This window comes from Bacillus rugosus (assembly GCF_023238245.1).
GTDB lineage: Bacteria > Bacillota > Bacilli > Bacillales > Bacillaceae > Bacillus > Bacillus rugosus.
Map to the genome: position 1 here is coordinate 3839402 of NZ_CP096590.1, position 22139 is coordinate 3861540.

Annotated in this window: 21 protein-coding genes, 1 pseudogene and 1 other annotated feature; of the genes and pseudogenes, 14 read left to right on the top strand and 8 right to left on the bottom strand. The window is 44.8% G+C overall.

Translation table 11 applies throughout. The features are described from left to right. Positions 1 to 58 precede the first annotated feature (58 nt). Together M0696_RS19465 and M0696_RS19470 are read left to right on the top strand one after the other, a co-directional pair. Positions 59 to 1261 carry an MFS transporter gene (locus M0696_RS19465; protein ID WP_222142268.1) on the top strand — a complete coding sequence of 401 codons (1203 nt, stop codon included), beginning with the start codon at positions 59 to 61 and terminating at the stop codon, positions 1259 to 1261. Positions 1262 to 1295: 34 nt separating this feature from the next. Further along, positions 1296 to 1493: a YwbE family protein gene (locus M0696_RS19470; protein ID WP_003236073.1), complete on the top strand. Its 198-nt coding sequence runs from the start codon at positions 1296 to 1298 to the stop codon at positions 1491 to 1493. A gap of 35 nt (positions 1494 to 1528) precedes the next feature. On the opposite strand, the gene M0696_RS19475 is transcribed toward M0696_RS19470, so the two are convergent. Further along, entirely contained in the window at positions 1529 to 2716 is a 1188-nt protein-coding gene (locus M0696_RS19475) for a class I SAM-dependent rRNA methyltransferase (RefSeq protein ID WP_248602304.1), read from the bottom strand. Positions 2717 to 2836: 120 nt separating this feature from the next. On the opposite strand from M0696_RS19475, the gene glxA reads away from it, so the two are divergent. Further along, positions 2837 to 3217: a glyoxalase GlxA gene (glxA, locus tag M0696_RS19480; protein WP_003236077.1), complete on the top strand. Its 381-nt coding sequence runs from the start codon at positions 2837 to 2839 to the stop codon at positions 3215 to 3217. Between the two features lie 38 nt (positions 3218 to 3255). Here the strand turns inward: glxA and M0696_RS19485 are convergent, their stop codons facing one another. After that, positions 3256 to 3933 (bottom strand): DUF2711 domain-containing protein, encoded by a 678-nt coding sequence (locus tag M0696_RS19485; RefSeq protein ID WP_248602305.1) that lies wholly within the window; start codon positions 3931 to 3933, stop codon positions 3256 to 3258. A gap of 70 nt (positions 3934 to 4003) precedes the next feature. Next, positions 4004 to 5338 (bottom strand): PTS cellobiose transporter subunit IIC, encoded by a 1335-nt coding sequence (gene celB, locus M0696_RS19490; protein ID WP_248602306.1) that lies wholly within the window; start codon positions 5336 to 5338, stop codon positions 4004 to 4006. 225 nt (positions 5339 to 5563) lie between these two features. On the opposite strand from celB, the gene epr reads away from it, so the two are divergent. The 3 genes from epr (at position 5564) to sacY (ending at position 10225) form a co-directional block, all read left to right on the top strand. Then, on the top strand, positions 5564 to 7468 hold the full coding sequence (gene epr, locus M0696_RS19495; RefSeq protein WP_248602307.1) for a minor protease Epr: 1905 nt from the start codon (positions 5564 to 5566) through the stop codon (positions 7466 to 7468). Positions 7469 to 7949: 481 nt separating this feature from the next. Then, complete coding sequence (gene sacX, locus M0696_RS19500; RefSeq protein WP_222142272.1) at positions 7950 to 9329, top strand: SacY negative regulator SacX; 1380 nt, start codon at positions 7950 to 7952, stop codon at positions 9327 to 9329. Between the two features lie 53 nt (positions 9330 to 9382). Beyond that, positions 9383 to 10225: a transcription antiterminator SacY gene (sacY, locus tag M0696_RS19505; RefSeq protein WP_166846848.1), complete on the top strand. Its 843-nt coding sequence runs from the start codon at positions 9383 to 9385 to the stop codon at positions 10223 to 10225. A 50-nt stretch (positions 10226 to 10275) separates the two neighbouring features. Here the strand turns inward: sacY and M0696_RS19510 are convergent, their stop codons facing one another. Together M0696_RS19510 and M0696_RS19515 are read right to left on the bottom strand one after the other, a co-directional pair. Further along, positions 10276 to 11136 (bottom strand): glycosyltransferase family 8 protein, encoded by an 861-nt coding sequence (locus tag M0696_RS19510; protein WP_166846845.1) that lies wholly within the window; start codon positions 11134 to 11136, stop codon positions 10276 to 10278. 110 nt (positions 11137 to 11246) lie between these two features. Next, on the bottom strand, positions 11247 to 11960 hold the full coding sequence (locus tag M0696_RS19515; protein ID WP_166846842.1) for a YwaF family protein: 714 nt from the start codon (positions 11958 to 11960) through the stop codon (positions 11247 to 11249). A gap of 149 nt (positions 11961 to 12109) precedes the next feature. Between M0696_RS19515 and ywaE the strand changes: the two genes are divergently transcribed. The 3 genes from ywaE to M0696_RS19530 all read left to right on the top strand — a co-directional run bounded on the left by ywaE (position 12110) and on the right by M0696_RS19530 (position 15637). After that, a complete protein-coding gene (ywaE, locus tag M0696_RS19520; RefSeq protein WP_063093892.1) occupies positions 12110 to 12625 on the top strand; it encodes a tyrZ transcriptional regulator YwaE in 516 nt (171 codons plus the stop codon). After that, positions 12620 to 12832, top strand: a binding site (T-box leader). (Overlaps the previous gene by 6 nt.) 41 nt (positions 12833 to 12873) lie before the next feature. Continuing rightward, positions 12874 to 14115, top strand: coding sequence for a tyrosine--tRNA ligase (gene tyrS / locus M0696_RS19525; RefSeq protein WP_248602790.1), 1242 nt, complete (start codon positions 12874 to 12876; stop codon positions 14113 to 14115). A 154-nt stretch (positions 14116 to 14269) separates the two neighbouring features. Then, positions 14270 to 15637: a M28 family metallopeptidase gene (locus M0696_RS19530; protein WP_248602308.1), complete on the top strand. Its 1368-nt coding sequence runs from the start codon at positions 14270 to 14272 to the stop codon at positions 15635 to 15637. 28 nt (positions 15638 to 15665) lie between these two features. On the opposite strand, the gene ywaC is transcribed toward M0696_RS19530, so the two are convergent. The 3 genes and pseudogenes from ywaC to M0696_RS19545 all read right to left on the bottom strand — a co-directional run bounded on the left by ywaC (position 15666) and on the right by M0696_RS19545 (position 17671). Further along, the gene (gene ywaC, locus M0696_RS19535) at positions 15666 to 16298 is read right to left on the bottom strand and encodes a GTP pyrophosphokinase YwaC (RefSeq protein ID WP_003222250.1); all 633 of its coding nucleotides are present in this window, start codon (positions 16296 to 16298) and stop codon (positions 15666 to 15668) included. Positions 16299 to 16439: 141 nt separating this feature from the next. Continuing rightward, positions 16440 to 17375 (bottom strand): 1,4-dihydroxy-2-naphthoate polyprenyltransferase, encoded by a 936-nt coding sequence (locus M0696_RS19540; protein WP_166846836.1) that lies wholly within the window; start codon positions 17373 to 17375, stop codon positions 16440 to 16442. A 162-nt stretch (positions 17376 to 17537) separates the two neighbouring features. Continuing rightward, positions 17538 to 17671: pseudogene (locus M0696_RS19545) on the bottom strand (hypothetical protein). Between the two features lie 135 nt (positions 17672 to 17806). Here M0696_RS19545 and M0696_RS19550 point away from each other — a divergent pair. Genes M0696_RS19550 through dltD form a run of 5 tightly spaced genes read left to right on the top strand, consistent with a single transcriptional unit; the run spans position 17807 to position 22103 of the window. After that, positions 17807 to 17956, top strand: a complete 150-nt coding sequence (locus M0696_RS19550) for a teichoic acid D-Ala incorporation-associated protein DltX (RefSeq protein ID WP_003227330.1) — start codon at positions 17807 to 17809, stop codon at positions 17954 to 17956. Positions 17957 to 17973: 17 nt separating this feature from the next. Further along, positions 17974 to 19488 (top strand): D-alanine--poly(phosphoribitol) ligase subunit DltA, encoded by a 1515-nt coding sequence (dltA, locus tag M0696_RS19555; protein ID WP_166854567.1) that lies wholly within the window; start codon positions 17974 to 17976, stop codon positions 19486 to 19488. Further along, positions 19485 to 20672, top strand: coding sequence for a D-alanyl-lipoteichoic acid biosynthesis protein DltB (gene dltB / locus M0696_RS19560; protein WP_166846831.1), 1188 nt, complete (start codon positions 19485 to 19487; stop codon positions 20670 to 20672). The genes dltA and dltB overlap by 4 nt, the downstream gene beginning before the upstream one ends. 16 nt (positions 20673 to 20688) lie before the next feature. Continuing rightward, on the top strand, positions 20689 to 20925 hold the full coding sequence (gene dltC, locus M0696_RS19565) for a D-alanine--poly(phosphoribitol) ligase subunit DltC (protein WP_003227325.1): 237 nt from the start codon (positions 20689 to 20691) through the stop codon (positions 20923 to 20925). Further along, positions 20925 to 22103, top strand: coding sequence for a D-alanyl-lipoteichoic acid biosynthesis protein DltD (dltD, locus tag M0696_RS19570; RefSeq protein WP_166846828.1), 1179 nt, complete (start codon positions 20925 to 20927; stop codon positions 22101 to 22103). The genes dltC and dltD overlap by 1 nt, the downstream gene beginning before the upstream one ends. Positions 22104 to 22139: the final 36 nt, after the last annotated feature.

A 22139-nucleotide genomic window follows, 5' to 3' on the forward strand; every position in this document is an offset into this window, starting at 1 on the left:
TTGAAAAGCTGGCGAATTCCAATATAATGGAATTTGTGGATACCAAAGGAGGCACCCCATGCACAACTTGCAGGTGAGGCGGCATTACGCCGCGTTAAAAGGATTTTATTTGTTTGCTTTTCTCGGCACGGGCAGCATTATTCCCTTACTCAGTATGTATTTAACGAAAGAACAACATGTAAGCGGATCACAGGTCGGAATGATCATGTCACTCGGCCCGATTGTGATGATTTTCTTTCAGCCGTTTTGGGGCATGCTGAGTGACTATACGCAAAAAACAAAAAGTCTGCTGGCGGTTTGCACATCAATCACAGGTATCATTGGATTAGGCTATATTGCATTTGACAGCTTTCCCCTGTTTATTTTGATTGCAGCCTGTTTTGCAGCATTTCAAAGCACGATTATTCCATTATCGGACAGCATTTCACTAAGGTACACACAAGAAACAAACGGCAACTACGGCGGAATCCGCCTGTTTGGTTCACTCGGCTTTGGGGTCGCAGTGTTTGCCATGGGACAGTTGACGAATCAGCTTTACCCCATTCATGTGATCTTTATCTTTGGCTGTGGCTTTCTGTGCATGGCCGCCATATTGGCCTCTCAAATGCCCGGCCAGCAGAAAACCAAAACAAAGGTCAATATCCGCAAAGGATTCCGGGAGCTTATCAGCAACAAATCGTTCCTCATCTTTATGATCATCACCTTTACGACATTTGCTCCAAACTTAGCGAACAATACGTATTTCAGTCTTTTTCTGGACAAAAGCGGCGCGTCACTTTCCGCTATTGGCATGTTATTTTTCATCGGCGTGATCTCGGAAATTCCATTTATGCGATTCGCCCAAACATTTATAGATAAAATGGGGTTGCTCAACGTCATTATGTTGTCAGGAGGGGTCTCATTATTCAGGTGGGCGCTCTATTTCACAGCGCCTTCACTATGGATCATTTATGCGACGGTCTTTCTTCAGGGAGTGGCCATCGGTTTATTTATCCCGGCGGCGCTTCAATACGTGAAAAAAATCACTCCAAGCCATGTTGAGGCGACGGCGTTAACCATGTACGCGGCCATCGGCAATGGATTCGGCAACTGGTTCTGTACATTTGCGGGCGGGTACATTTTTGACTACGTGTCCATTTTCGCAGTCTACTTGCTTTTTGGCATTCTGAGCATAGCAGGCTTTGGGCTGACATTATATTTAATGAAGGCTGAAAAAAACAAAAATACAGTTCATCAGCCGGCTGTTACTTTTAAACCATAATGACTATAATGAACAAAAAGGAAGGATGTGCGCTATGAACGGGCAAGAGCGAAGCAGCATTTCAAAAGGATTACAGGTGGATATTGTATTGAAAGCAGATCAAAAAACAGGAAAATTGACGAGAGGGACAGTGAAGGATATTTTGACGAAATCAAGCTTTCATCCTCACGGCATTAAAGTCCGGCTTGAAGATGGCCGCATCGGCCGCGTCCAGCAAATCATTTCTACATAAAAAAAAGCTGCTCCTGAACAGGGCAGCTTTTTGCTTTATTTTTTCTGCAGAAAAACTACTTTTAGGTAGTTGCCTTCCGGAAACGCCGAAATCGTTTTGAAATCTTCCGGCAGCGTAAATTCCTCAATAATGGTGTAGCGTTCATTTGTTTCTTTAAAGGCGGCATCGATAAAACCTTTGAATTTCTTCATGCCGAAGGCGCTGCTGTTTGTGGAAGCAACGATAACACCCTTGTCAGCTGTGATGGCGATCGTTTCCTTCAGCAGATTTTTATAATCCTTGGCCGCGCTGAAGGTGCGTTTTTTTGTACGTGCAAAGGAAGGTGGATCGAGAATAATCAGATCAAAGCGCAGATCCTTTTTCGCCGCATACGAAAAATAGTTAAACACGTCCATCACTTTAATGTCGTGTGCCTCGTAATCAAGCTTGTTCACGCTGAATTGCTCGATCGTTTTGGCCATGCTCCGGTTTGCCACGTCCACGCTTGTTGTTTTCTCCGCTCCGCCAAGCGCCGCTGCCACGGAGAATGCACCCGTATAAGAAAACGTGTTTAACACTGTTTTTCCTTTTGCATATCGGTCTCTGATCGCCTTGCGCACATGTCTCTGATCCAAAAAGATGCCCGTCATGGCGCCTTCATTCAGGTCCACCGCGTATTGAATGCCATTTTCCTGAACGATAATCGGGAACTCGCCTCTTTTCCCTTTCACGAAGTCATCATCTTCAACGTATTGTCCAGCCGTGTCGAAGCGTTTTTTCTCATAAATCGCTTTATAATCAAGATCCAGTTCATCCAAAGCGGAAATCAGCATGTCTTTAAAGGTGTAAATGCCTTTGCTGTACCATTGAATCAGCAGGTAGCCGCCATAATAGTCGATCGTGACGCCGCCGACCCCGTCGCCCTCACCATTGAACAGGCGGAATGCCGTTGTATCTTGGGCGGCGAATAGTTTGGCGCGCGCTTGGACCGCTTTTGATAATTTGCTGAGAAAAAAGGCTTGGTCAATCTGTTCTTGTTTATTGCGGGTAAGCGTCCAGCCGACCCCTTTGTTTTGCAGGCCGAAATAGCCCCGCGCGAGATACTCGCCGCTCTCTGACACGATATCAACGAGGTCTCCTTCTTTCACGTGCCCCGCACTCCCTGCGAGAGCTTCCTTATCGATGAGCGGATAGCCTTTTTTGATTTTTGCACCATGTGCTTTCTTTAGGGTGAGTAGCTTCATATATTTCGTCCTCTTTCTGTTTGCTTTCTCTTATCGTACCACAAAACGCCAAGATGTCTGCATTGACAGAAAGGAAAGGTTTTTCTACGATAGACAAAAAGAGTTACGAGGAGGAGCAGCATGGCAAAACGAATTGACCATACAGGCATTATGGTAAGGGATATCAACGCGTCCATCACATTTTATGAAGAGGTTCTCGGCATGAAATTGAAGGATCGCATCACACACACGAACGGTGTAATCGAGCTTGCTTTTCTTGGCTTTGAAGACGGCCCGGAAACAGAAATCGAATTGATTCAAGGCTATAGCAGCGAGCTTCCCGTCGAAGGAAAAGTGCACCACATTGCCCTGCTGACAGATGACATCGCGGCTGAATATACAAAAGCGGAAAGAATGAACGCGAAATTTATCGACGAAGAGATCACAACTCTACCAAACGGGTACCGTTACTTCTATATCGAAGGTCCTGATGGCGAGTGGATTGAGTTCTTTCAGCGTTAAAAATAAAGAACGTACATTTTGTGATGTACGTTCTTTTTTTATCTATACCATCTGATATACGTTGACTCATCGCAAATCATGGCTTCCCAGCCCATACGCTGAACCAAGTCATTGATGTTTTCATCTTTCGCTAAAAAAACATTAATGAATGAGTCATATACACTCATAAACACAAAGTCCATTTTCTCATCAGTCAAAATGAGCTCTGCGGCGGCTTCATCAAGTATCGTCTGCAAGTTAGCCTTAGTTATGTCCAAAAAGCCGCTGTTATCCACAATCGGTTCTGAGTAATAAAACCGATTGGATCCATTCGCACCAAACACTTTTACCAAACTCGGAATATGAAAATTCGAAATATGATCCTCACTGGGATAATAGAGGTCTCCATTTATGTTTGCATGTAAAACCTCAGCCAAATCCTCTCTCGCGCACTCGTCCCTTAAGGCGCCTATCGACGTCATTAAAGCAAGCGCCAGCTCAGCATGTGTTTGAAAGCCGCAAGAGGACATAACCTTCTTCCATGAAATAGCTTTGCCTTTTTCCCTTATTTCCTCATCATTTGGATAGATATGCTCATAATCATTTTTTCTCTTTGCTTTTTCCCATCCTTCAGGCATTTGAATAAAAGGAGAAAATAAAATAGCAGCTGATGTATATTCGACTGGTATTTGTTTTAAGATTGGTGATTCGTCTTCTAACCATATGTAATCTAGCATGCGCACCTCCTTTACATATTCTAACATTTACTTATAGTTGTTAGAAGACCATCAGCCCTTTTACGTTACATCACGAAACATTCTTACCCCCAGATTCAACCGCACTCTCTTCCTTCCATTTTTGATGATCCCATATTCTAAAAAACGGATAATAGATGGCGCAGGTGATCAGCAGATTCACTAGCTGCATAACGGCACCCGATACCTTTCCGCCTGTGGCCAGGTAGCCTGATATGAGCGGCGGCATCGTCCATGGCACGGCGATTCCGGCCGGCCTTGCCACCAGTCCGGTGCTCATGCCGATATAAGTCGCTGTTATCGTGAGGAGTGGTGCGATGATAAAAGGAACAATGAGGAGCGGGTTCATGACAATCGGCATGCCGAAAATGATCGGCTCGTTGATATTAAATAGCGCAGGGCCAATCCCTAGTCGGCCAAGCTGCTTCATTTGTTTGCTCCGGGAGCGCACAAGCATTGTCAGAACAAGCGCCAGCGTCGCACCGCTTCCACCGACATTAATCCAAATTTGAAAAAACTGAGTCGTAAAAATACTAGGCAGCGCCTCGCCCGCCTGAAACGCGAGACGGTTGGCATCCATCGCGCCGTACCAAATCGGCGCCATGATTCCGCCAATGATTGAAGCTCCGTGAATCCCGCACGACCAAAGCAGCATCTGCACAAATTCAGCGATCAGGCTGCCGCCCAGACTGCCGCCAAGAATGGAAAGCGGTGTGCCAAGCAGGTCTCCTACGACATTGTGCAGGCTCTGAAAAGGGGTCATTTCAATCAGAAGACGTGCCAGCCACACTAGAAACACAATGATAAAGCCGGGAATCAGCGCGACAAATGATTTGCTTACCGCAGGCGGCACCCCGTCTGGCATTTTAAAGACGATATTTTTTTGAATAATGTACCGATAGATTTCAGTTGAAAACAAAGCGATCAGCATGGCGACAAATAAACCCTTGCTACCAAGCAGTGTGATCGGGATTCCGCCCCCGACAATGATGGATTCCGTTGAGCCGTCCGGCGTAAACGGCACCTCAAACGGCGTTGCCAGTAGAAATGCGGCAATTGATATCGCGCCGGCAGAAAGGGCATCGACACCATAGCTTTCCGCAAGACGATAGGCGATTCCAAAAGCGGCGATCATCGCCATAATATCAAATGAAGCATTAACGGGATAACCGAGCTTATCCGCCCACTCTTTCCCAAACACACTCGTCATGAAATCAGCATAACCCGGAATCGGCAGGCTCGTTAAAATCAAAAAGACAGATCCGATAATAATCAGCGGCATGGTCAGGATAATTCCGTCACGCAAAGCGCTGAGATGCCTCTGCCCGGCAATTTTCCCAGCGACAGGCATAATTTTTTCTTCCATCACCCGAGTGAATGCGCTCATCTGAAAAGCCCCCTTTTCTCATTGCTTTGTGAACAACCTTCGCAATGTTTTCTTTATCTTATTTTGAAAACGCTTACAAATTCATTTAGAAAATTTCCTCTTCCTGCGGAAAAAATCTGCATGGACTGAACAATCCTGTCCATGAAAATATTTTTCCTCCTTACTGTCAAACTCTCTTTTTTCTCCGATATATATATCAAACATCATAGAAAAAGGAGATAAATCATGAAAAACATGTCTTGCAAACTTGTTGTATCAGTCACTCTGTTTTTCAGTTTTCTCGCCATAGGCCCTTTCGCGCATGCGCAAAACAGCAGCGAGAAAGAGGTTATTGTGGTTTATAAAAATAAGGCTGGAAAGGAAACCGTTCTGGACAGCGATGCTGAGGTTGAACAGCAGTATAAACATCTTCCTGCGGTAGCGGTCACAGCAGATCAGGAGACAGTAAAAGAATTAAAACAGGATCCTGATATTTTGTACGTTGAAAACAACGTCTCATTCACTGCAGCAGGCAACACAGATTTCAAAGTGCTGTCAGACGGCACTGACACCTCTGACAACTTCGAGCAATGGAACCTTGAGCCCATTCAGGGGAAACAGGCTTGGAAGGCAGGACTGACAGGTAAAAACGTCAAAATTGCAGTCATTGACAGCGGAATCTCCCCCCACGATGACCTGTCGATTGCCGGCGGGTATTCAGCTGTCAGTTATACCTCTTCTTACAAAGATGATAACGGCCACGGAACACATGTCGCAGGGATTATCGGAGCCAAGCATAACGGCTACGGAATTGACGGCATCGCACCGGAAGCACAAGTTTACGCGGTTAAAGCGCTTGATCAGAACGGCTCGGGGGATCTTCAAGGCCTTCTCCAAGGAATCGACTGGTCAATCACCCATGGGATGGACATCATCAATATGAGCCTTGGCACGACGTCAGACAGCAAAATCCTTCATGACGCCGTGGACAAAGCATATGAACAAGGCGTTCTGCTCGTTGCTGCAAGCGGGAACGACGGGAACGGCAAGCCTGTAAACTATCCGGCGGCATACAGCAGTGTCGTGGCGGTTTCAGCGACAAACGAAAAGAACCAGCTTGCCTCCTTCTCAACTACTGGAGATGAAGTTGAATTTTCGGCGCCGGGAACAAACATCACGAGCACATATTTACACCAATATTATGCAACTGGAAGCGGAACATCCCAAGCGACACCGCACGCCGCTGCCATGTTTGCTTTGTTAAAACAGCGTGATCCTGCCGAGACAAACGTGCAGCTTCGCGCAGATATGCAAAAACATATCGTTGATCTTGGAACCGCAGGCCGCGATCAGCAATTTGGCTACGGCTTAATCCAGTATAAAGCACCGGCAACAGATTCAGCGTACGCGGCGGCAGAGCAAGCGGTGAAAAAAGCGGAACAAACAAAAACACAAACCGATATTGACATAGCGAGAAAACTCGTCAGCCAGCTGCCGGATTCTGACGCCAAAACGGCCCTGAAAAAAAGAATTGATAAAGTACAGTCCTACAGAAATGTAAAAGATGCGAAAGACAAAGTCGCAAAGGCAGAAAAGTATAAAACACATCAATCTGTTGATACAGCACAAACTTTCATTAACAAGCTGCCGAATGGAACAGACAGAAAGAACCTGCAAAAACGCTTAGACCAAGTAAAACGCTACATCGCGTCAAAGCAGGCGAAAGAGAAAGTAGCGAAAGCGGAAAAAAGCAAAAAGAAAACAGATGTCGACAGTGCACAATCAGCAGTGAGCAAGCTGTCGGCAGGTTCAGAAAAAACGTCCCTGCAGACACGCCTTAATAAAGTGAAAAGCGCCAATTTGAAAACAGCTAAACAATCCGTATCTGCAGCTGAAAAGAAAACAACTGATGCAAATGCGGCAAAAGCACAATCAGCAGTCAATCAGCTTCAATCAGGCAAAGACAAAACGGCATTGCAAAAACGGTTAGACAAAGTGAAGAAAAAAGTGGCGGCAGCCGAAGCAAAAAAAGTCGAAACTGCTAAAGCAAAAGTGAAGAGAGCGGAAAAAGACAAAACAAAAAAATCAAAGACATCCGCTCAGTCTGCAGTCAATCAATTAAAAGCATCCAATGAAAAAACAAAGCTGTAAAAACGGCTGAATGCCGTCAAACCGAAAAAGTAACCAAAAAGCCTGTAAGACTTGTATTCTAGGTCCCACAGGCTTTTTCCATTACAAAAAACACCAAACACAACCTTTTTCCCATTAAACGCACAGGCTTTTCCTACTATTGCTATCCAGCCATGAACAGCATAAAATGAACGTTATTACAGTTATCACCACATATGGAGGGATTGTGACTGGCAGGCAGGCAAGACCCAATGATGCAAAGGGAGTATTAGTGCCTAAAAAAGCAGGGCATTTTAACTCTTCTTTTCGTGTTGGGCTCATCACGGCGCCATGGACAATCCCTATTCTAATGCTCCGTCACCGACGCGGGCATTTTTTGTTGTCCTTGCACGTTTTTCCCATTTTCAGCCGGTATTTCTCACTTTTTTCATTTTGATTGTCAACTTTTCATTTGATACGATGAACAAGCCGACTTTTCTTCAGCAAAGGAGGTTTTGATTGCTTGCAAAAAGAGATTGCAAAAGAATTATTGCTCCTCGCAGGAGGAAAAAGCAATATTATCAGCATCAGCCATTGTACAACCCGTCTTCGTTTTGAGGTAAAAGACGAGACGAAAATAAATATACATGCCATTGAAAATCTGCAAGGTGTGCAGGGCACCTTTTTCCGATATGGGTTATTCCAGATTATCTTTGGAGCAGGCGTCGTCAACAAAATATATAAAGAAGTCGTTCACGTGTGGGAGGCCGCGCCTTCTGAAGAGCCTGTTCAACAGAAAAAGGCCAGAGGGAAGCTGAATCCTGTCGCTGCATTTGCTAAAACACTGTCTGATATTTTTGTGCCGATTATCCCGGCAATTACAGCAAGCGGCCTTCTCATGGGGCTGATCGGCATGATTAAGGTGTTTCACTGGTTCGCAGCCGACAGCCCATGGATCAAAGTGCTCGACCTCGTGTCCAGCACAGCCTTTATTTTGCTGCCGATTTTGGTCGGCTTCAGTGCCGCACGGCAATTTGGCAGCAATCCCTATTTAGGGGCAGTGATAGCAGGGCTTTTGACGCATCCTGATTTGCTGGACCCGTCTATGCTCGGCAGCAAAACCCCCGCTTCCTTAGACATCTGGGGGCTGCATATTCCAATGATGGGCTATCAGGGCTCCATTATTCCAATTCTTCTCTCCGTTTATGTCATGAGCCAAATCGAGAAGCTGTTAAAATCGATTGTGCCGAAGTCGCTCGATGTCGTCATCATTCCTTTTATTACGGTCATGATGACAGGGTGCCTTGCGCTGATTGTGATGAATCCCGCCGCGTCCATCATCGGCCAGATCATGACACAGTCGATTGTCTATATCTATGATCACGCCGGCATTGCTGCCGGAGCCCTGTTCGGCGGCATCTACTCCACCATCGTTCTATCTGGCTTGCATCATAGCTTTTATGCAATTGAAGCAACGCTGCTTGCTGATCCGCATGTCGGCGTGAACTTTTTAGTGCCGATATGGTCGATGGCGAATGTGGCTCAAGGCGGAGCGGGGCTTGCAGTTTTCTTTAAAACGAAACAATCAAGCCTGAAGAAAATCGCGCTCCCTGCTTCCCTGACCGCGTTTTTAGGGATTGTAGAGCCGATTGTATTCGGGGTTAATGTCAAACTGATCCGTCCCTTTATCGGAGCTGCCATCGGCGGCGCTATTGGCGGAGCATATGTGGTTGCGGTACATGTCGTGTCAAATTCCTACGGGCTGACAGGCATTCCGATGATTTCAATCGTGCTGCCATTTGGCGCCGCCAATTTTGTTCATTATATGATCGGTTTTTTGATCGCAGCCGTCTCTGCTTTTATAGCTACATTGTTTCTCGGGTTTAAAGAAGAGACAGAATAACTGGTTTTATTCGATTTCATTCATAAAACGGGGGATGAAAGGACAAAAAAGCTATGAAAATTAAAAGAATCTTAAATCATAATGCTATCGTCGTAAAGGATCAAAATGAAGAGAAGATTCTCTTAGGTGCAGGAATTGCGTTCGACAAAAAGAAGAATGATATTGTCGATCCTTCAAAAATTGAAAAAACCTTTGTCAGAAAAGATACAGCTGACTATAAGCAGTTCGAAGAGATTTTAGAAACATTGCCGGAAGACCATATTCAGATTTCTGAGCAAATTATCTCCCATGCCGAAAAAGAGCTGAACATTAAAATCAACGAGCGCATTCACGTCGCTTTTTCAGATCATCTTTCTTTTGCGATTGAACGCCTGAGCAATGGGATGGTCATTAAAAATCCGCTGCTGAATGAGATCAAAGTCCTTTATCCGAAGGAATTCCAGATCGGATTGTGGGCCAGAGCGCTGATTAAAGATAAACTGGGGATTCACATTCCTGATGATGAAATCGGCAATATCGCCATGCACATCCACACAGCAAGAAACAATGCCGGTGATATGACACAGACGCTTGATATTACAACAATGATCCGTGATATTATCGAGATTATTGAAATTCAGCTGTCGATCAACATTGTTGAAGATACCATCTCTTATGAACGGCTTGTGACCCATCTCCGCTTCGCCATTCAGCATATCAAAGCGGGTGAATCCATTTACGAGCTGGATGCAGAAATGATCGACATTATTAAAGAGAAGTTTAAGGATGCCTTCCTGTGTGCCCTAAGCATCGGCACATTTGTGAAGAAGGAATACGGCTTTGAGTTTCCTGAAAAAGAATTGTGCTATATCGCCATGCATATTCAGCGGTTTTACCAACGGTCAGTCGCACGCTGAGGCAAACAAAAAACGCTTTTGAGATGATCAAAAGCGTTTTTATATTCAATTTATTGGTTGATCGCCGGATTGCTGATCGTATTCCACTTCGTGTACGACATATAATGGAAATACTGATCGCGATACGGGTGTTTCGTATTTGAATTCCAAGGCTTTTCTCCGCCGCAGAAGTGGACAATGGCCGGGTTCTCTCTCGTTTCTCTATAAAGCTTCTGGCCTAACAGCGTCGCAGGCGTTTTTTGTTTTAAGATGATATAGGTTTGAGCGTTCCAGCGCGGATGAAGTTCATACCACTGATCATACAAGATCGCATTCAGTGCATCTTGGTCGTGCAGCACAAGAAAGTCTTCAGACGGGTTTTCATTGATAAAGTTGATGACTTTTTCTGTGATGTTTTGCTTTCTCCAAGATTCAAAATCAATAATCATGATACCTGAATTAAAATACTTACCTGTATCAGTGACGTTCATTTCTTTCAGGCGTTCATGCTGCCCCGCATCCTCAACAGCAGCAACCGTATATGGAGCAATATCCAAGTCCCACAGTTTCGAAATATCCTCAAGGATAATCGCATCACAATCGATATAAATCATTCGTTTGATGCTCTCATCCTTAATTAAGTCAGGAATCGAAATGCGGTAATACGCCGCTTTTGTAATATGGCTGCTCTCTACCGCATGTTCATACATATTGGTATCTACTTCCAAGTACTCAATCGGAACGCCGAATTTCAACGTGGTTTCTTCCAGTCTTTTTTTGTTATCAGGCTTAATTCCGCCATCAATGACATATAATTTTATTTCTCTCTCCTGATCCATATTTGTCAATAAAGAAACGAACATCCCACCTAAATGACGAGCATAATTATCATCTGCGCATGACACGATATGCATAATTTCATCTTTCTTCAATGGTATTCATCTCCCTTTGTGTTGTACAAGTTACATTCCCGATTTCAGAAAATTAAACACTATTCTTCGATATTTTTTTTATCAGAATGTGCTATACAACAAAAAAGGTGTCATTTTTTGAACATGCGATAAAGCCAAAAAAGAATGTAAAAGCTGGCGATCGTTATGGCTTCAGCCGAAGCGATATACCACGGCCACGGCCCGAGAACATCCAATAGAGAGGATCCGCCCGGCTTCTTCGTTAAATACATGTAATTCGCGCCAAGCCACCGATCTAGCAAATAAATGCAGACGCCGTACACATTGACAATGAGGACCGTCCCCCATAAAGAACGCTGTCTCAGTTTATATGTCCCAATTATCGCCATCAGCAGACAGGACAAAAATACGGACCCGTGCGAAATAAAAAAGAGGATATATCGGATATGCGGAAATGAAAACATACCGAGATCAGGAGTAGCAAGCGCTTGAATCGAACTGCCGATGCCGACAAAGTATAGAAATACAAACAGCTTCCTGCTGTTGGTCAACAGCAGGATGGCCGACAAATACACCGACAGGTCACTAAGCTGGAGAGGCAATGAAGTGCGCACCGACCACCTGCCCGTGGCGATCATCCATATTTGATAACCGATTTGCGAACCAAGCAACAGAAACACAAACAAATAACGCAAAAACCGGCTGACCTTAGGCCGCTTGACCGCCTCGCGGAACAGAAACAACAGAATGGCCAAAAGAGCGATGATCGTTAACGTTACCACATGCTCTGCTGAAAAAAGGTGAAATGGATCATGTTTATAGACGGATTGAACATATTTTTGCAAGATTGCACCCCGTTTGCGAGTTTTTGTTTATTTTGGTGTTGTGGGGGCCTTTTTTATTCAACCGATATATAGGCTTGAAGTTCAAATAGGTCTCTGTTACAATTCATTTCATAGCTAATGATTCTGATAATTTAAGGCAGGCCTAAAAAATGGAACGTTCCTATCAACATCAGCAGCTTCGGAAAGAAGAACATGACACACTTTCTAAGCTTAAACAAATGCCCGTTGAGTCACTCAACCTGGAAGCCATATCGATTGCGACGAACCTGTATCGGTCTGCGCAAAAGCTCCGTGTCAAAATGGAGACTGAGGTTCTTTCTTCCTATAGCCTTTCTTGGACCGCTTTCTCCATCCTTTATGATCTATGGGTATGGGGGGCGCTCGAAACGAGAAAAATTGCTGAGCTGTCAGGCATTTCAACAGCTACAGCAAGCAACGTGATCAAAACGCTCGAAAGAAAGAATTTTTGCAGCAAAAGCATCGACACAAGAGATCGACGGCTCGTGTTTGTCTCCATCACCGATTCCGGAAAACAAGCGATCGAAGAGCTCTACCCGGAGTTTCACAAAGGGGAAACAGAGCTCATTGCGGGTATGACGAAGGACGAACAGAAAACATTGACAGAGCTGCTTAGAAAGGTAGCTGACAATCTTCATACAACATAAGCTTTGACGGGAATCCAGTAGCGTTTTGTCTCCCTGTTTCAGAGAGCCGGCGGAAGGTGCGAGCCGGCGCACAGGCAACCGTGAATTACCTCCCCGAGCTTTCTTTGTGAACCTTAGTAGCAAAGAACGGGAAACCGTTATTCGAATGAGCGGAAGACGATGTCTTCAACCAGGGTGGTACCGCGTGCATTGAGCCACGTCCCTTTTCGGGATGGGCTCTTTTTTGTGTTTCTAAAAAAGGAGGAAGAATCATGAAAACATTTGAGCAGCTCACAGCAGCACAGCAAAAAGAAGTCGAAAGACAGCTTCAGCTATACATGACTGGCGCCCATGAGGTCATACCGCCGGAGGAATTAAAGGCCAAGCTCGTCAAATCCGTTTTCACAGGCACACCGCTTAAAATTAAGCTCGGATTAGATCCATCTGCACCGGATGTACATTTGGGCCATACAGTTGTGTTAAACAAGCTTCGCCAATTTCAAGAAAACGGCCACATTGTCCAGCTGTTAATAGGGGATTTCACAGGAAAAATCGGTGATCCGACCGGAAAATCGGCAGCCAGAAAGCAGCTGACTGATGAAGAAGTTCAGCACAACGCCAAAACATACTTTGAGCAATTCGGGAAAGTTCTGGATCCAGAAAAAATCGAGCTTCACTACAACTCGAAATGGCTGAAAACATTGAATCTGGAAGATGTCATTGAATTGGCAGGCAAAATAACGGTAGCCCGCCTGATGGAACGCGACGATTTTGAAGAACGAATAGCCATGCAAAAACCGATCTCGCTTCATGAATTCTTTTACCCGTTGATGCAGGGATACGATTCCGTCGTTCTCGAAAGCGATATTGAATTAGGCGGGACAGACCAGCATTTCAATGTGCTGATGGGGCGGCATTTCCAAGAACGATACAACAAAGAAAAACAAGTCGTCATCCTTATGCCGCTCTTGGAAGGCTTAGACGGGGTTGAAAAAATGTCGAAGTCAAAAAATAACTACATCGGCATTGATGAACATCCAAATGACATGTACGGAAAAACGATGTCACTGCCCGACAGCCTGATGAAAAAGTACATCCAATTGGCAACGGACTTAGAGCTTGAGGAGAAAAAACAGCTCGTGAAAGACCTAGAAACCGGCGCTGTTCATCCGCGGGATGCCAAAATGCTTTTAGCCAAAACAATCGTCCGAATGTATCACGGAGCCGAAGCGGCTGAAGCTGCCGAACACTCGTTTAAAACAGTCTTTCAGGAAAACAGCCTGCCTGATGATATTCCGGCTGTCCAATGGGAAGGCGAGAAAACATTATCGATTGTCGATCTGCTCGTCACATTAGAGCTCCTCTCTTCGAAGAGCGAGGCACGCCGCATGCTTCAAAACGGCGGTGTCCGAATTGACGGAGAGAAAATAACAGATATTCACGCCAATGCGGAGATAAAAGAGAATATGATCATCCAAGTCGGCAAACGCAAGTTTTTAAAACTCCAATAGATTGATATCCCAAAACGCTTATGACCCTTCATTCATAAGCGTTTTTTTACAGGTATTAAGCACTGTCTTTTCAAAAACGCTCTCCTTTTTGCAGGAAATTCCCTTAGCATCCCGAAATATTCCCCATCCATACATTAGGGGAGGTTTCTTTTTGATGAAAAAACTTTTAACTGTCATGACAATGGCCGTTTTAACTGCCGGTACGATTCTCATGCCGGCACAGAGTGTCACCCCTGCCGCCCGCGCTGTTCAAATATTAGATAACGAGCGGGAGCTCCCATTTCACGCAAAGCGTGCGTACTCAACCATTTCTCAGCTTAGTGAAACAATTGGCCCCAGAATAGCCGGAACTGCCGCTGAAAAAAAGAGTGCCCTGTTAATCGCTTCATCCTTGAGAAAATTAAAGCTTGATGTGAAGGTTCAACGTTTTGGAATCCCTGACCGGCTTGAGGGAACGCTGTCTTCAGAAGGACGCGATATTCTTCTCCGGGCGGCATCCGGCTCGGCTCCGACTGAAGGACAAGGGCTGACGGCTCCGCTTTACAATGCCGGCTTGGGCTATCCAGAGGACTTTACCGCTGACGCCAAGGGCAAAATCGTCTTGATTTCCAGAGGAGACCTTACATTTTACGAGAAAGCTAAAAACGCCGAAGCTGCCGGAGCCAAGGCTGTCATCATTTATAACAACAAAGAAAGCCTAGTACCTGTGACGCCAAACCTGTCGGGAAATAAAGTCAGCATTCCTGTTGTCGGAATTAAGCAAGAAGACGGTGAAACCCTTACCCAGCAAAAAGAAGCAACCTTAAAACTAAAAGCATTCACAAACCAAACTTCCCAGAACATCATCGGGATCAAAAAACCAAAGAACATCAAAGATCCAGAGATCGTCTACGTGACGGCCCATTACGACAGTGTTCCTTTTTCCCCCGGGGCAAATGACAACGGCTCAGGAACCTCTGTCATGCTGGAAATGGCGCGCGTCTTAAAAAGCGTTCCATCTGATAAAGAAATCCGCTTTATCGCTTTTGGCGCTGAAGAGCTTGGCCTGCTCGGCTCCTCCCACTATGTAGATCATCTATCGGAAAAAGAGTTGAAACGAAGCAAAGTAAACTTCAACTTAGACATGGTAGGCACAAGCTGGGAAAAAGCGTCTGAGCTGTATGTCAACACATTGGACGGCCAATCTAACGTTGTTTGGGAATCCAGCCATACGGCGGCTGAAAAAATTGGATTTGACAGCTTGTCTCTCACACAGGGAGGATCATCTGATCATGTGCCGTTCCACGAAGCTGGCATTGATTCCGCCAACTTTATTTGGGGAGACCCTGAAACCGAAGAAGTTGAGCCGTGGTACCACACCCCTGAAGACTCGATTGAACATATCAGCAAAGAACGCCTTCAGCAAGCCGGCGATCTTGTGACAGCCGCTGTCTATCAGGCTGTGAAAAAAGAGAAGAAACAAAAAGCCATTAAAAAACAAATGAAGGCCAAAGCCTCCGACATTTATGAAGATATCAAATAAAGAAGACGGCACTTTGCTGCCGTCTTTTCTAATCCACTTCTTTCTTAATACCCAGCATTTTCTCATCTAAATAATGGGCGATCTCCGCAGCTTCCTTCAGCTCATCTGTTAATTGCTTAGGAACGTCATTGTTCAATTTATAGTAAATTTTATGTTCAAGGCTCGCCCAGAAATCCATCGCAATCGTTCGGATTTGAATTTCTGCTTTGACGTATTCCACACGGTTCGTTAAATTCACAGGCATCTCAATGATTAAATGCAGGCTTCGGTAGCCGTTCGGTTTTGGCGTCTGGATATAATCCTTCACCTTTACGATTCTCAAATCTTCATGCTGCTTTAACACGTTAACAACATTGTAAATATCAGAAATAAAGGAACAAATGATACGCACACCGGCGATATCGTTGATGTGCTCCTTCATTTCCTTCGTCGTAATCTCGCAGCCCTTTCTCATTAACTTATTCACGATGCTTTCAAAGCTTTTGACACGGGATTTCGTATGTTCAATCGGATTGTGTCCGTGAATGAGGTTATATTCCTGGCTGATAATTGAGAACTTTGTATCCAAGGCATCAAGCGCAAATTTATAAACTAATAATTCATTTTTCCAATCTTCCATTACTGTTTTTAAATCGTCCATATGTGTTACAGATAAATCCATTTTCGTCATCTCCTTTAACGGATCTTTATCCGCTGTCCATGTACTAGACGTGCCTGCTTGCAGCATGGTTTTATGAATTTTTTTACAAAATGCGGTCGAATGTAACAAAAAAAGACCGCACGAAACAAGCGGTCTTTCTTTTTACCGGAAGTAGCTGATCAATAATCCGATCGAGAGCAGGAATCCGAAAAATGTATTTGTTTGGGCTGTTGACTTCATTGCGACAATCATATTCATCGGCAATTCTTTTTGGACGAAGCCCTTCACTGCCTGAACCGGCTTAGGCACGCTCAAAAAGACGACAAACAGCCACGGGCTTGCGGCACCGGTAATGACCAAGCCGACAACCCAAATATAAGCGACAGCAAACGACGCAGCCAGGAGAGTAACAGCTCCTTTATGCCCCATCAAAATCGCCAATGTTTTGCGTCCGCCTTTTTTGTCCTCTTCAATATCGCGAATGTTGTTCGACAGGTTAATCGCACCGACAAGAATCGCAATCGGGATCGAAATCAGAATGCTTTGCGTGTTGATCATATCTGTCTGAATAAAAAACGAAATCAGCACAAACACCGAACCCATGCAAATGCCTGAGAATAACTCACCGAACGGCGTGTACGCAATCGGCAGCGGCCCGCCTGTATACAGGTACCCGATCGCCATGCCGACGAGGCCGATCAGAGCCAGCCACCAGCTGCTGCTTGCGCAAATATAGACACCGAGCAAAATGGCAATGCCGTATGATGCAAGGGCTAATTGCAAAATCGTTATAGGCTTCATTCCGTGGCGTACAATCGCTCCTCCGATTCCTACTGATTCTGCTGTATCTAACCCTCGTTTAAAATCGTAGTATTCATTAAATAAGTTCGTCGCGATCTGGATCCATAAGCAAGAAAACAGCATAGCCAGAAACAGCAGCAGATCAACCTTCACATAAAACATCGCCAAAACCGTTCCCAGCAGCACAGGCACAAACGATGCGGTTAACGTATGAGGACGGGTTAACTGCCAAAGGATCTGCCCCATGCTTTCTTTTTCCGGCGCTGTCTGACCCTCACCCTTATTTGTTTGGTTCATCTTCCTCTTCCTTTCTATTAAAAGGCTTACTTTTTTTCAGCCGGCAGCTTGATAAAAACTCCTTTTTGCTTCCTTATCTATCATAATGACTTCTCCCCCATTTCACAAGATACCGGAAGAAGGCGTTTTCTTTCTTATTATACGCTTTCTGCCCCGATTTCATTAGGTTTCTGCTTTTGTCTGAACGAACAGGTACAGAAAAATTTTTTTAAGTGCATTACGCTTTTTAAAAGTTAAGAAAGATCTTTTGACTCCATTGGTCTTTCCCTATTATGAATCAGCCCAAGCTCTTGCAGGTATAAAGATTCATTTTCAAAAGAAGCCGCCGATATATTAATCTGAGGGAGATTAGGGGAAAAATGAAACTTTTTGAGCATCTGATCGTCAAATACTCATGTGATTGTCGAAAAAACGGGAAGGGAATTTTTGATATGCTGCAATTAATGAAACAGCTGTATGAAAAGCCCGCTGTCAAGTGGACATGTCATACAGGATTTTATTTGATGATACTGCTTGTTTTGTTTTTTATGTATGGTTTTCACACCGCGAATACCGGTTCATATATTTATAACGATTTCTAATTGGAGAGAGAATAATGATGAAACTTTTACATGCTATTCAAACACATGCGGAATCTTATCCGCAAACCGATGCCTTCCGCTCTCAAGGCCAGTCGCTCACCTATCAGGAATTATGGGAGCAGTCTGACCGCGCGGCTGCCGCGATTCAAAAACGGATTTCCGGCGGGGAAAAGAAATCTCCGATCCTTGTGTACGGCCATATGGAGCCGCACATGATCGTTTCCTTCTTAGGAAGCGTCAAAGCGGGACATCCTTATATTCCGGTTGATCTGTCCATTCCGTCCGAGCGGATTGCGAAAATTATCGAAAGCTCTGGAGCAGAATTGCTGATCCATACTGCCGGGCTTTCAATTGATGCAGACAGCTACCAGATTCAGACGGTTTCAGCAGAAGAACTGCTGGAAAACGAAGGCGGCTCTGTCAGCCAAGAACAATGGGTCAAGGATCACGAGACATTTTATATCATTTACACTTCCGGAAGCACGGGAAATCCGAAAGGCGTGCAGATTTCCGCTGCGAATCTTCAGAGCTTTACAGACTGGATTTGTGCAGACTTTCCAGTCAACGGAGGAAAAACATTTTTAAACCAAGCGCCGTTTTCATTTGATTTATCTGTCATGGATCTTTATCCGTGCCTTCAATCAGGCGGGACTTTGCACTGCGTGACAAAGGATGCTGTGAATAAGCCGAAAATCTTATTCGAAGAGCTGAAAAAGTCCGGACTGAATGTATGGACATCAACACCTTCCTTTGTGCAGATGTGCCTGATGGACCCCGGTTTTTCACAGGAGCTGCTGCCTGAAGCGGACACATTTATGTTTTGCGGAGAGGTTCTTCCGGTTTCTGTTGCAAAAGCGCTGCTTGAGCGTTTTCCGAAAGCAAGAATCTTTAATACGTACGGTCCGACTGAAGCGACAGTGGCTGTCACATCCGTTGAAATTACGGATGACGTCATCAGCCGCAGCGAATCGCTTCCAGTGGGCTTCGCCAAGCCTGATATGAACATTTTCATTATGGATGAACAGGGACAGCCGCTTCCTGATGGAGAAAAAGGAGAAATCGTCATCGCTGGGCCGAGCGTAAGCCGAGGCTACCTAGGTGAGCCAGAGCTGACGGAAAAAGCGTTTTTCTCTTATGAAGGCCAGTGGGCATACCGGACTGGCGATGCCGGCTATATCCAAGATGGTCAGATTTTTTGCCAAGGGCGTTTGGATTTCCAAATTAAACTTCACGGCTACCGAATGGAGCTTGAGGAAATCGAATTCCATGTCAGACAGTCTCAGTACGTTCGCTCTGCTGTCGTGATCCCGTATCAGCCAAACGGAACAGTCGAGTACCTGATCGCCGCTATTGTGCCTGAGGAGCATGAGTTCCAGAAGGAATTCCAGCTCACAAGCGCCATTAAAAAAGAGCTTGCCGCTTCCCTTCCGGCGTATATGATCCCGAGAAAATTCATTTATCAGGATCACATTCAAATGACGGCCAACGGCAAAATTGACCGGAAACGCATCGGCGAAGAGGTTCTTGTATGACGCCTTACAGTTCGTTTTTATTTTTTATACTGCTTGGCATTCTTCTTCTGCCGACGATCATTCTCGGCCTGAACGGAAAAAGATTTCAAGCATACAACATGTTCATATCTATCATCATATTGGCTTTAATTTTTTCGCACGACTTACACGGGGTCATCGCACTGTGTCTGTTTACGATATGGCAAGTGCTTTTGATCAGCGGCTATCTGGCGTACCGGCAGAAAGCGAACAGCGGCTTTGTCTTTTGCGGAGCTGTGATCGCGGCGATTCTGCCTTTATTTCTGTCAAAAATATGGCCGTTTCTTTCACACCCGCAGCCGCATCATCCGCCACATAACCTGATCAGCTTTTTAGGGATTTCGTATTTAACCTTTAAAGGCGTTCAGCTGATTATGGAAGCAAGAGACGGCCTGCTGAAAGAACAGCTGCCGCTGCACCGCCTGCTGTATTTCATCCTGTTTTTCCCGACGATTTCCTCCGGTCCGATCGACAGATACCGCCGGTTCGTCAAGGATGAACAGAAGGCTTGGACGAAAGAAGAATACGCCGACCTATTGTATACAGGGATTCATAAAATCTTTATCGGTTTTCTGTACAAATTTATTATCGGCTACGCAATCAACACGTACTTCATCATGAATCTTCCCGCGATCACGCACAATAAGATTCTTGGGAATCTGCTGTACATGTACGGCTACAGCATGTATTTATTCTTTGATTTCGCCGGCTACACGATGTTTGCCGTCGGGGTCAGCTACATTATGGGCATTAAATCTCCGGAAAACTTTAATAAACCGTTTATCAGTAAAAATATTAAAGATTTCTGGAATCGCTGGCATATGTCTCTATCATTCTGGTTCAGAGATTATGTGTTTATGAGATTCGTATTTTGGATGACAAAGAAAAAGTGGATCAAAAACCGTATGGCCGTCTCAAACATCGGGTACTTCCTGCTGTTTATGCTGATGGGGGTTTGGCACGGGCTTGCGCCGCAATATATCATCTACGGCCTCTATCACGCCGTGCTGATGACGTGTTACAACTTTTTCGAGAAGTGGAATAAGAAATACAAATGGCTTCCGTCCAACCGCTGGACAACCATTCTTGCGATTGTGATCACGTTCCACTTCGTTTGCTTCGGGTTTTATATTTTCTCAGGAAAACTATTTCATCACCACCATTAAAGGAGATTAGAAAGCTATGGATTTTAAACAAGAGGTATTAGACGTTTTAGCAGAGGTTTGCCAGGATGACATCGTAAAGGAGAATCCTGATATTGAAATTTTTGAAGAAGGTTTGCTTGATTCTTTTGGAACAGTAGAATTGCTGCTTGCGATTGAAAACCGTTTTGATATTTTAGTGCCGATCACTGAATTTGACCGGGATGTTTGGAATACGCCTAACAACATTGTAAATCAGCTGTCTGAGTTGAAATAATGAAAAAGCGTTTTTTCGGTCCAATTATTTTGGCGTTTATTCTATTCGCAGGCGCCATCGCAATTCCATCTTCATGGCTGACAGGCTTCATCACCGATAAGCGGGTGAAAGAGTCAGCAACAGCCTTGAATCCGAGTATGTTTCAAGGGCTTTATTTACAAGATCAAATGCTCAAAGATCCGGCATATCTTCCGATTTACGGGTCTTCTGAGCTTTCCCGGCTGGACGAGTTCCACCCATCTAATTATTTTCAAGTAAACAATGAGGGGTTCACGCCATACCTTGTCGGCAAAGGCGGGTCCCAGTCATTGATTCATTCCTTAAACTTTGCTGCCCATATGGATCAGCTGAAGGGCAAAAAAATCGTATTCATCGTGTCTCCGCAGTGGTTTATTAAGCGCGGGTCTGATGAACAGCATTTCGCGCCAAACTATTCCGCGCTGCAAGGACTTGATTTGGCATTTAACGAACAGATCGACCCTGATGTGAAAAAGAAAATGATGAAGCGTATGCTGCGCTTTAAGGCCGTGCAAAACGACGCGATTCTTTCCGAGCTGTACAAAGCAATCGTAAACGGACAGACGTGGAAAGTGAACGCGCTTAAGCCGGCGGCAAAAGTATATTACAGCATGCTGGAAAAGAAAGACCTGTATTATTCAGCGACGGAATCATCCGGGCCAAAGCGTTATATCTCGCAGTCAGTAAAGGATAAGTCATGGCCTGAATTAAATAAACTCGCAGATCAATCAGGCAAACGCCATTCCGGATCTAACGATTTTCACATTGACAATCCTGTGTATAAAAAGCTGAAGCCGAAAGTGCCTAAGCTAAAAGGTAAAAACAAAGGAAGATCGTATGCGGTGTCACCGGAATACGGCGACTTTGAAATGATGCTTGATATCCTGAAGGATGCGGGTGCAGAGCCTATGTTTGTCACCATCCCTGTCAATGGAAAATGGTACGACTACACAGGCTTCCCGAAAAAGGGCCGCACTGACTATTACAAAAAAGTGAATAAACAGATCAGAGCCAAGGGCTTCCAGGTTGCTGATTTCTCTGGACATGAATATGATCCGTACTTCATGAAAGACACCATCCACATCGGCTGGAAAGGCTGGGTGTACGTCGATAAAGCAATTGACGAATTCTATAAAACCGGAAAAGTCACTTCATCGTGAGCATCTTATAGGACGCGGCTGCATATTTCCTGCTAA

Bases quoted from the DNA above. Each gene is read 5' to 3' on its own strand.
- M0696_RS19465 (WP_222142268.1), top strand. From the start codon at position 59: ATGCACAACTTGCAGGTGAGGCGGCATTACGCCGCGTTAAAAGGATTT.
- M0696_RS19470 (WP_003236073.1), top strand. From the start codon at position 1,296: ATGAACGGGCAAGAGCGAAGCAGCATTTCAAAAGGATTACAGGTGGAT.
- M0696_RS19475 (WP_248602304.1), bottom strand. From the start codon at position 2,716: ATGAAGCTACTCACCCTAAAGAAAGCACATGGTGCAAAAATCAAAAAA.
- glxA (WP_003236077.1), top strand. From the start codon at position 2,837: ATGGCAAAACGAATTGACCATACAGGCATTATGGTAAGGGATATCAAC.
- M0696_RS19485 (WP_248602305.1), bottom strand. From the start codon at position 3,933: ATGCTAGATTACATATGGTTAGAAGACGAATCACCAATCTTAAAACAA.
- celB (WP_248602306.1), bottom strand. From the start codon at position 5,338: ATGAGCGCATTCACTCGGGTGATGGAAGAAAAAATTATGCCTGTCGCT.
- epr (WP_248602307.1), top strand. From the start codon at position 5,564: ATGAAAAACATGTCTTGCAAACTTGTTGTATCAGTCACTCTGTTTTTC.
- sacY (WP_166846848.1), top strand. From the start codon at position 9,383: ATGAAAATTAAAAGAATCTTAAATCATAATGCTATCGTCGTAAAGGAT.
- ywaE (WP_063093892.1), top strand. From the start codon at position 12,110: ATGGAACGTTCCTATCAACATCAGCAGCTTCGGAAAGAAGAACATGAC.
- M0696_RS19530 (WP_248602308.1), top strand. From the start codon at position 14,270: ATGAAAAAACTTTTAACTGTCATGACAATGGCCGTTTTAACTGCCGGT.
- ywaC (WP_003222250.1), bottom strand. From the start codon at position 16,298: ATGGATTTATCTGTAACACATATGGACGATTTAAAAACAGTAATGGAA.
- M0696_RS19540 (WP_166846836.1), bottom strand. From the start codon at position 17,375: ATGAACCAAACAAATAAGGGTGAGGGTCAGACAGCGCCGGAAAAAGAA.
- M0696_RS19550 (WP_003227330.1), top strand. From the start codon at position 17,807: ATGCTGCAATTAATGAAACAGCTGTATGAAAAGCCCGCTGTCAAGTGG.
- dltA (WP_166854567.1), top strand. From the start codon at position 17,974: ATGAAACTTTTACATGCTATTCAAACACATGCGGAATCTTATCCGCAA.
- dltB (WP_166846831.1), top strand. From the start codon at position 19,485: ATGACGCCTTACAGTTCGTTTTTATTTTTTATACTGCTTGGCATTCTT.
- dltC (WP_003227325.1), top strand. From the start codon at position 20,689: ATGGATTTTAAACAAGAGGTATTAGACGTTTTAGCAGAGGTTTGCCAG.
- dltD (WP_166846828.1), top strand. From the start codon at position 20,925: ATGAAAAAGCGTTTTTTCGGTCCAATTATTTTGGCGTTTATTCTATTC.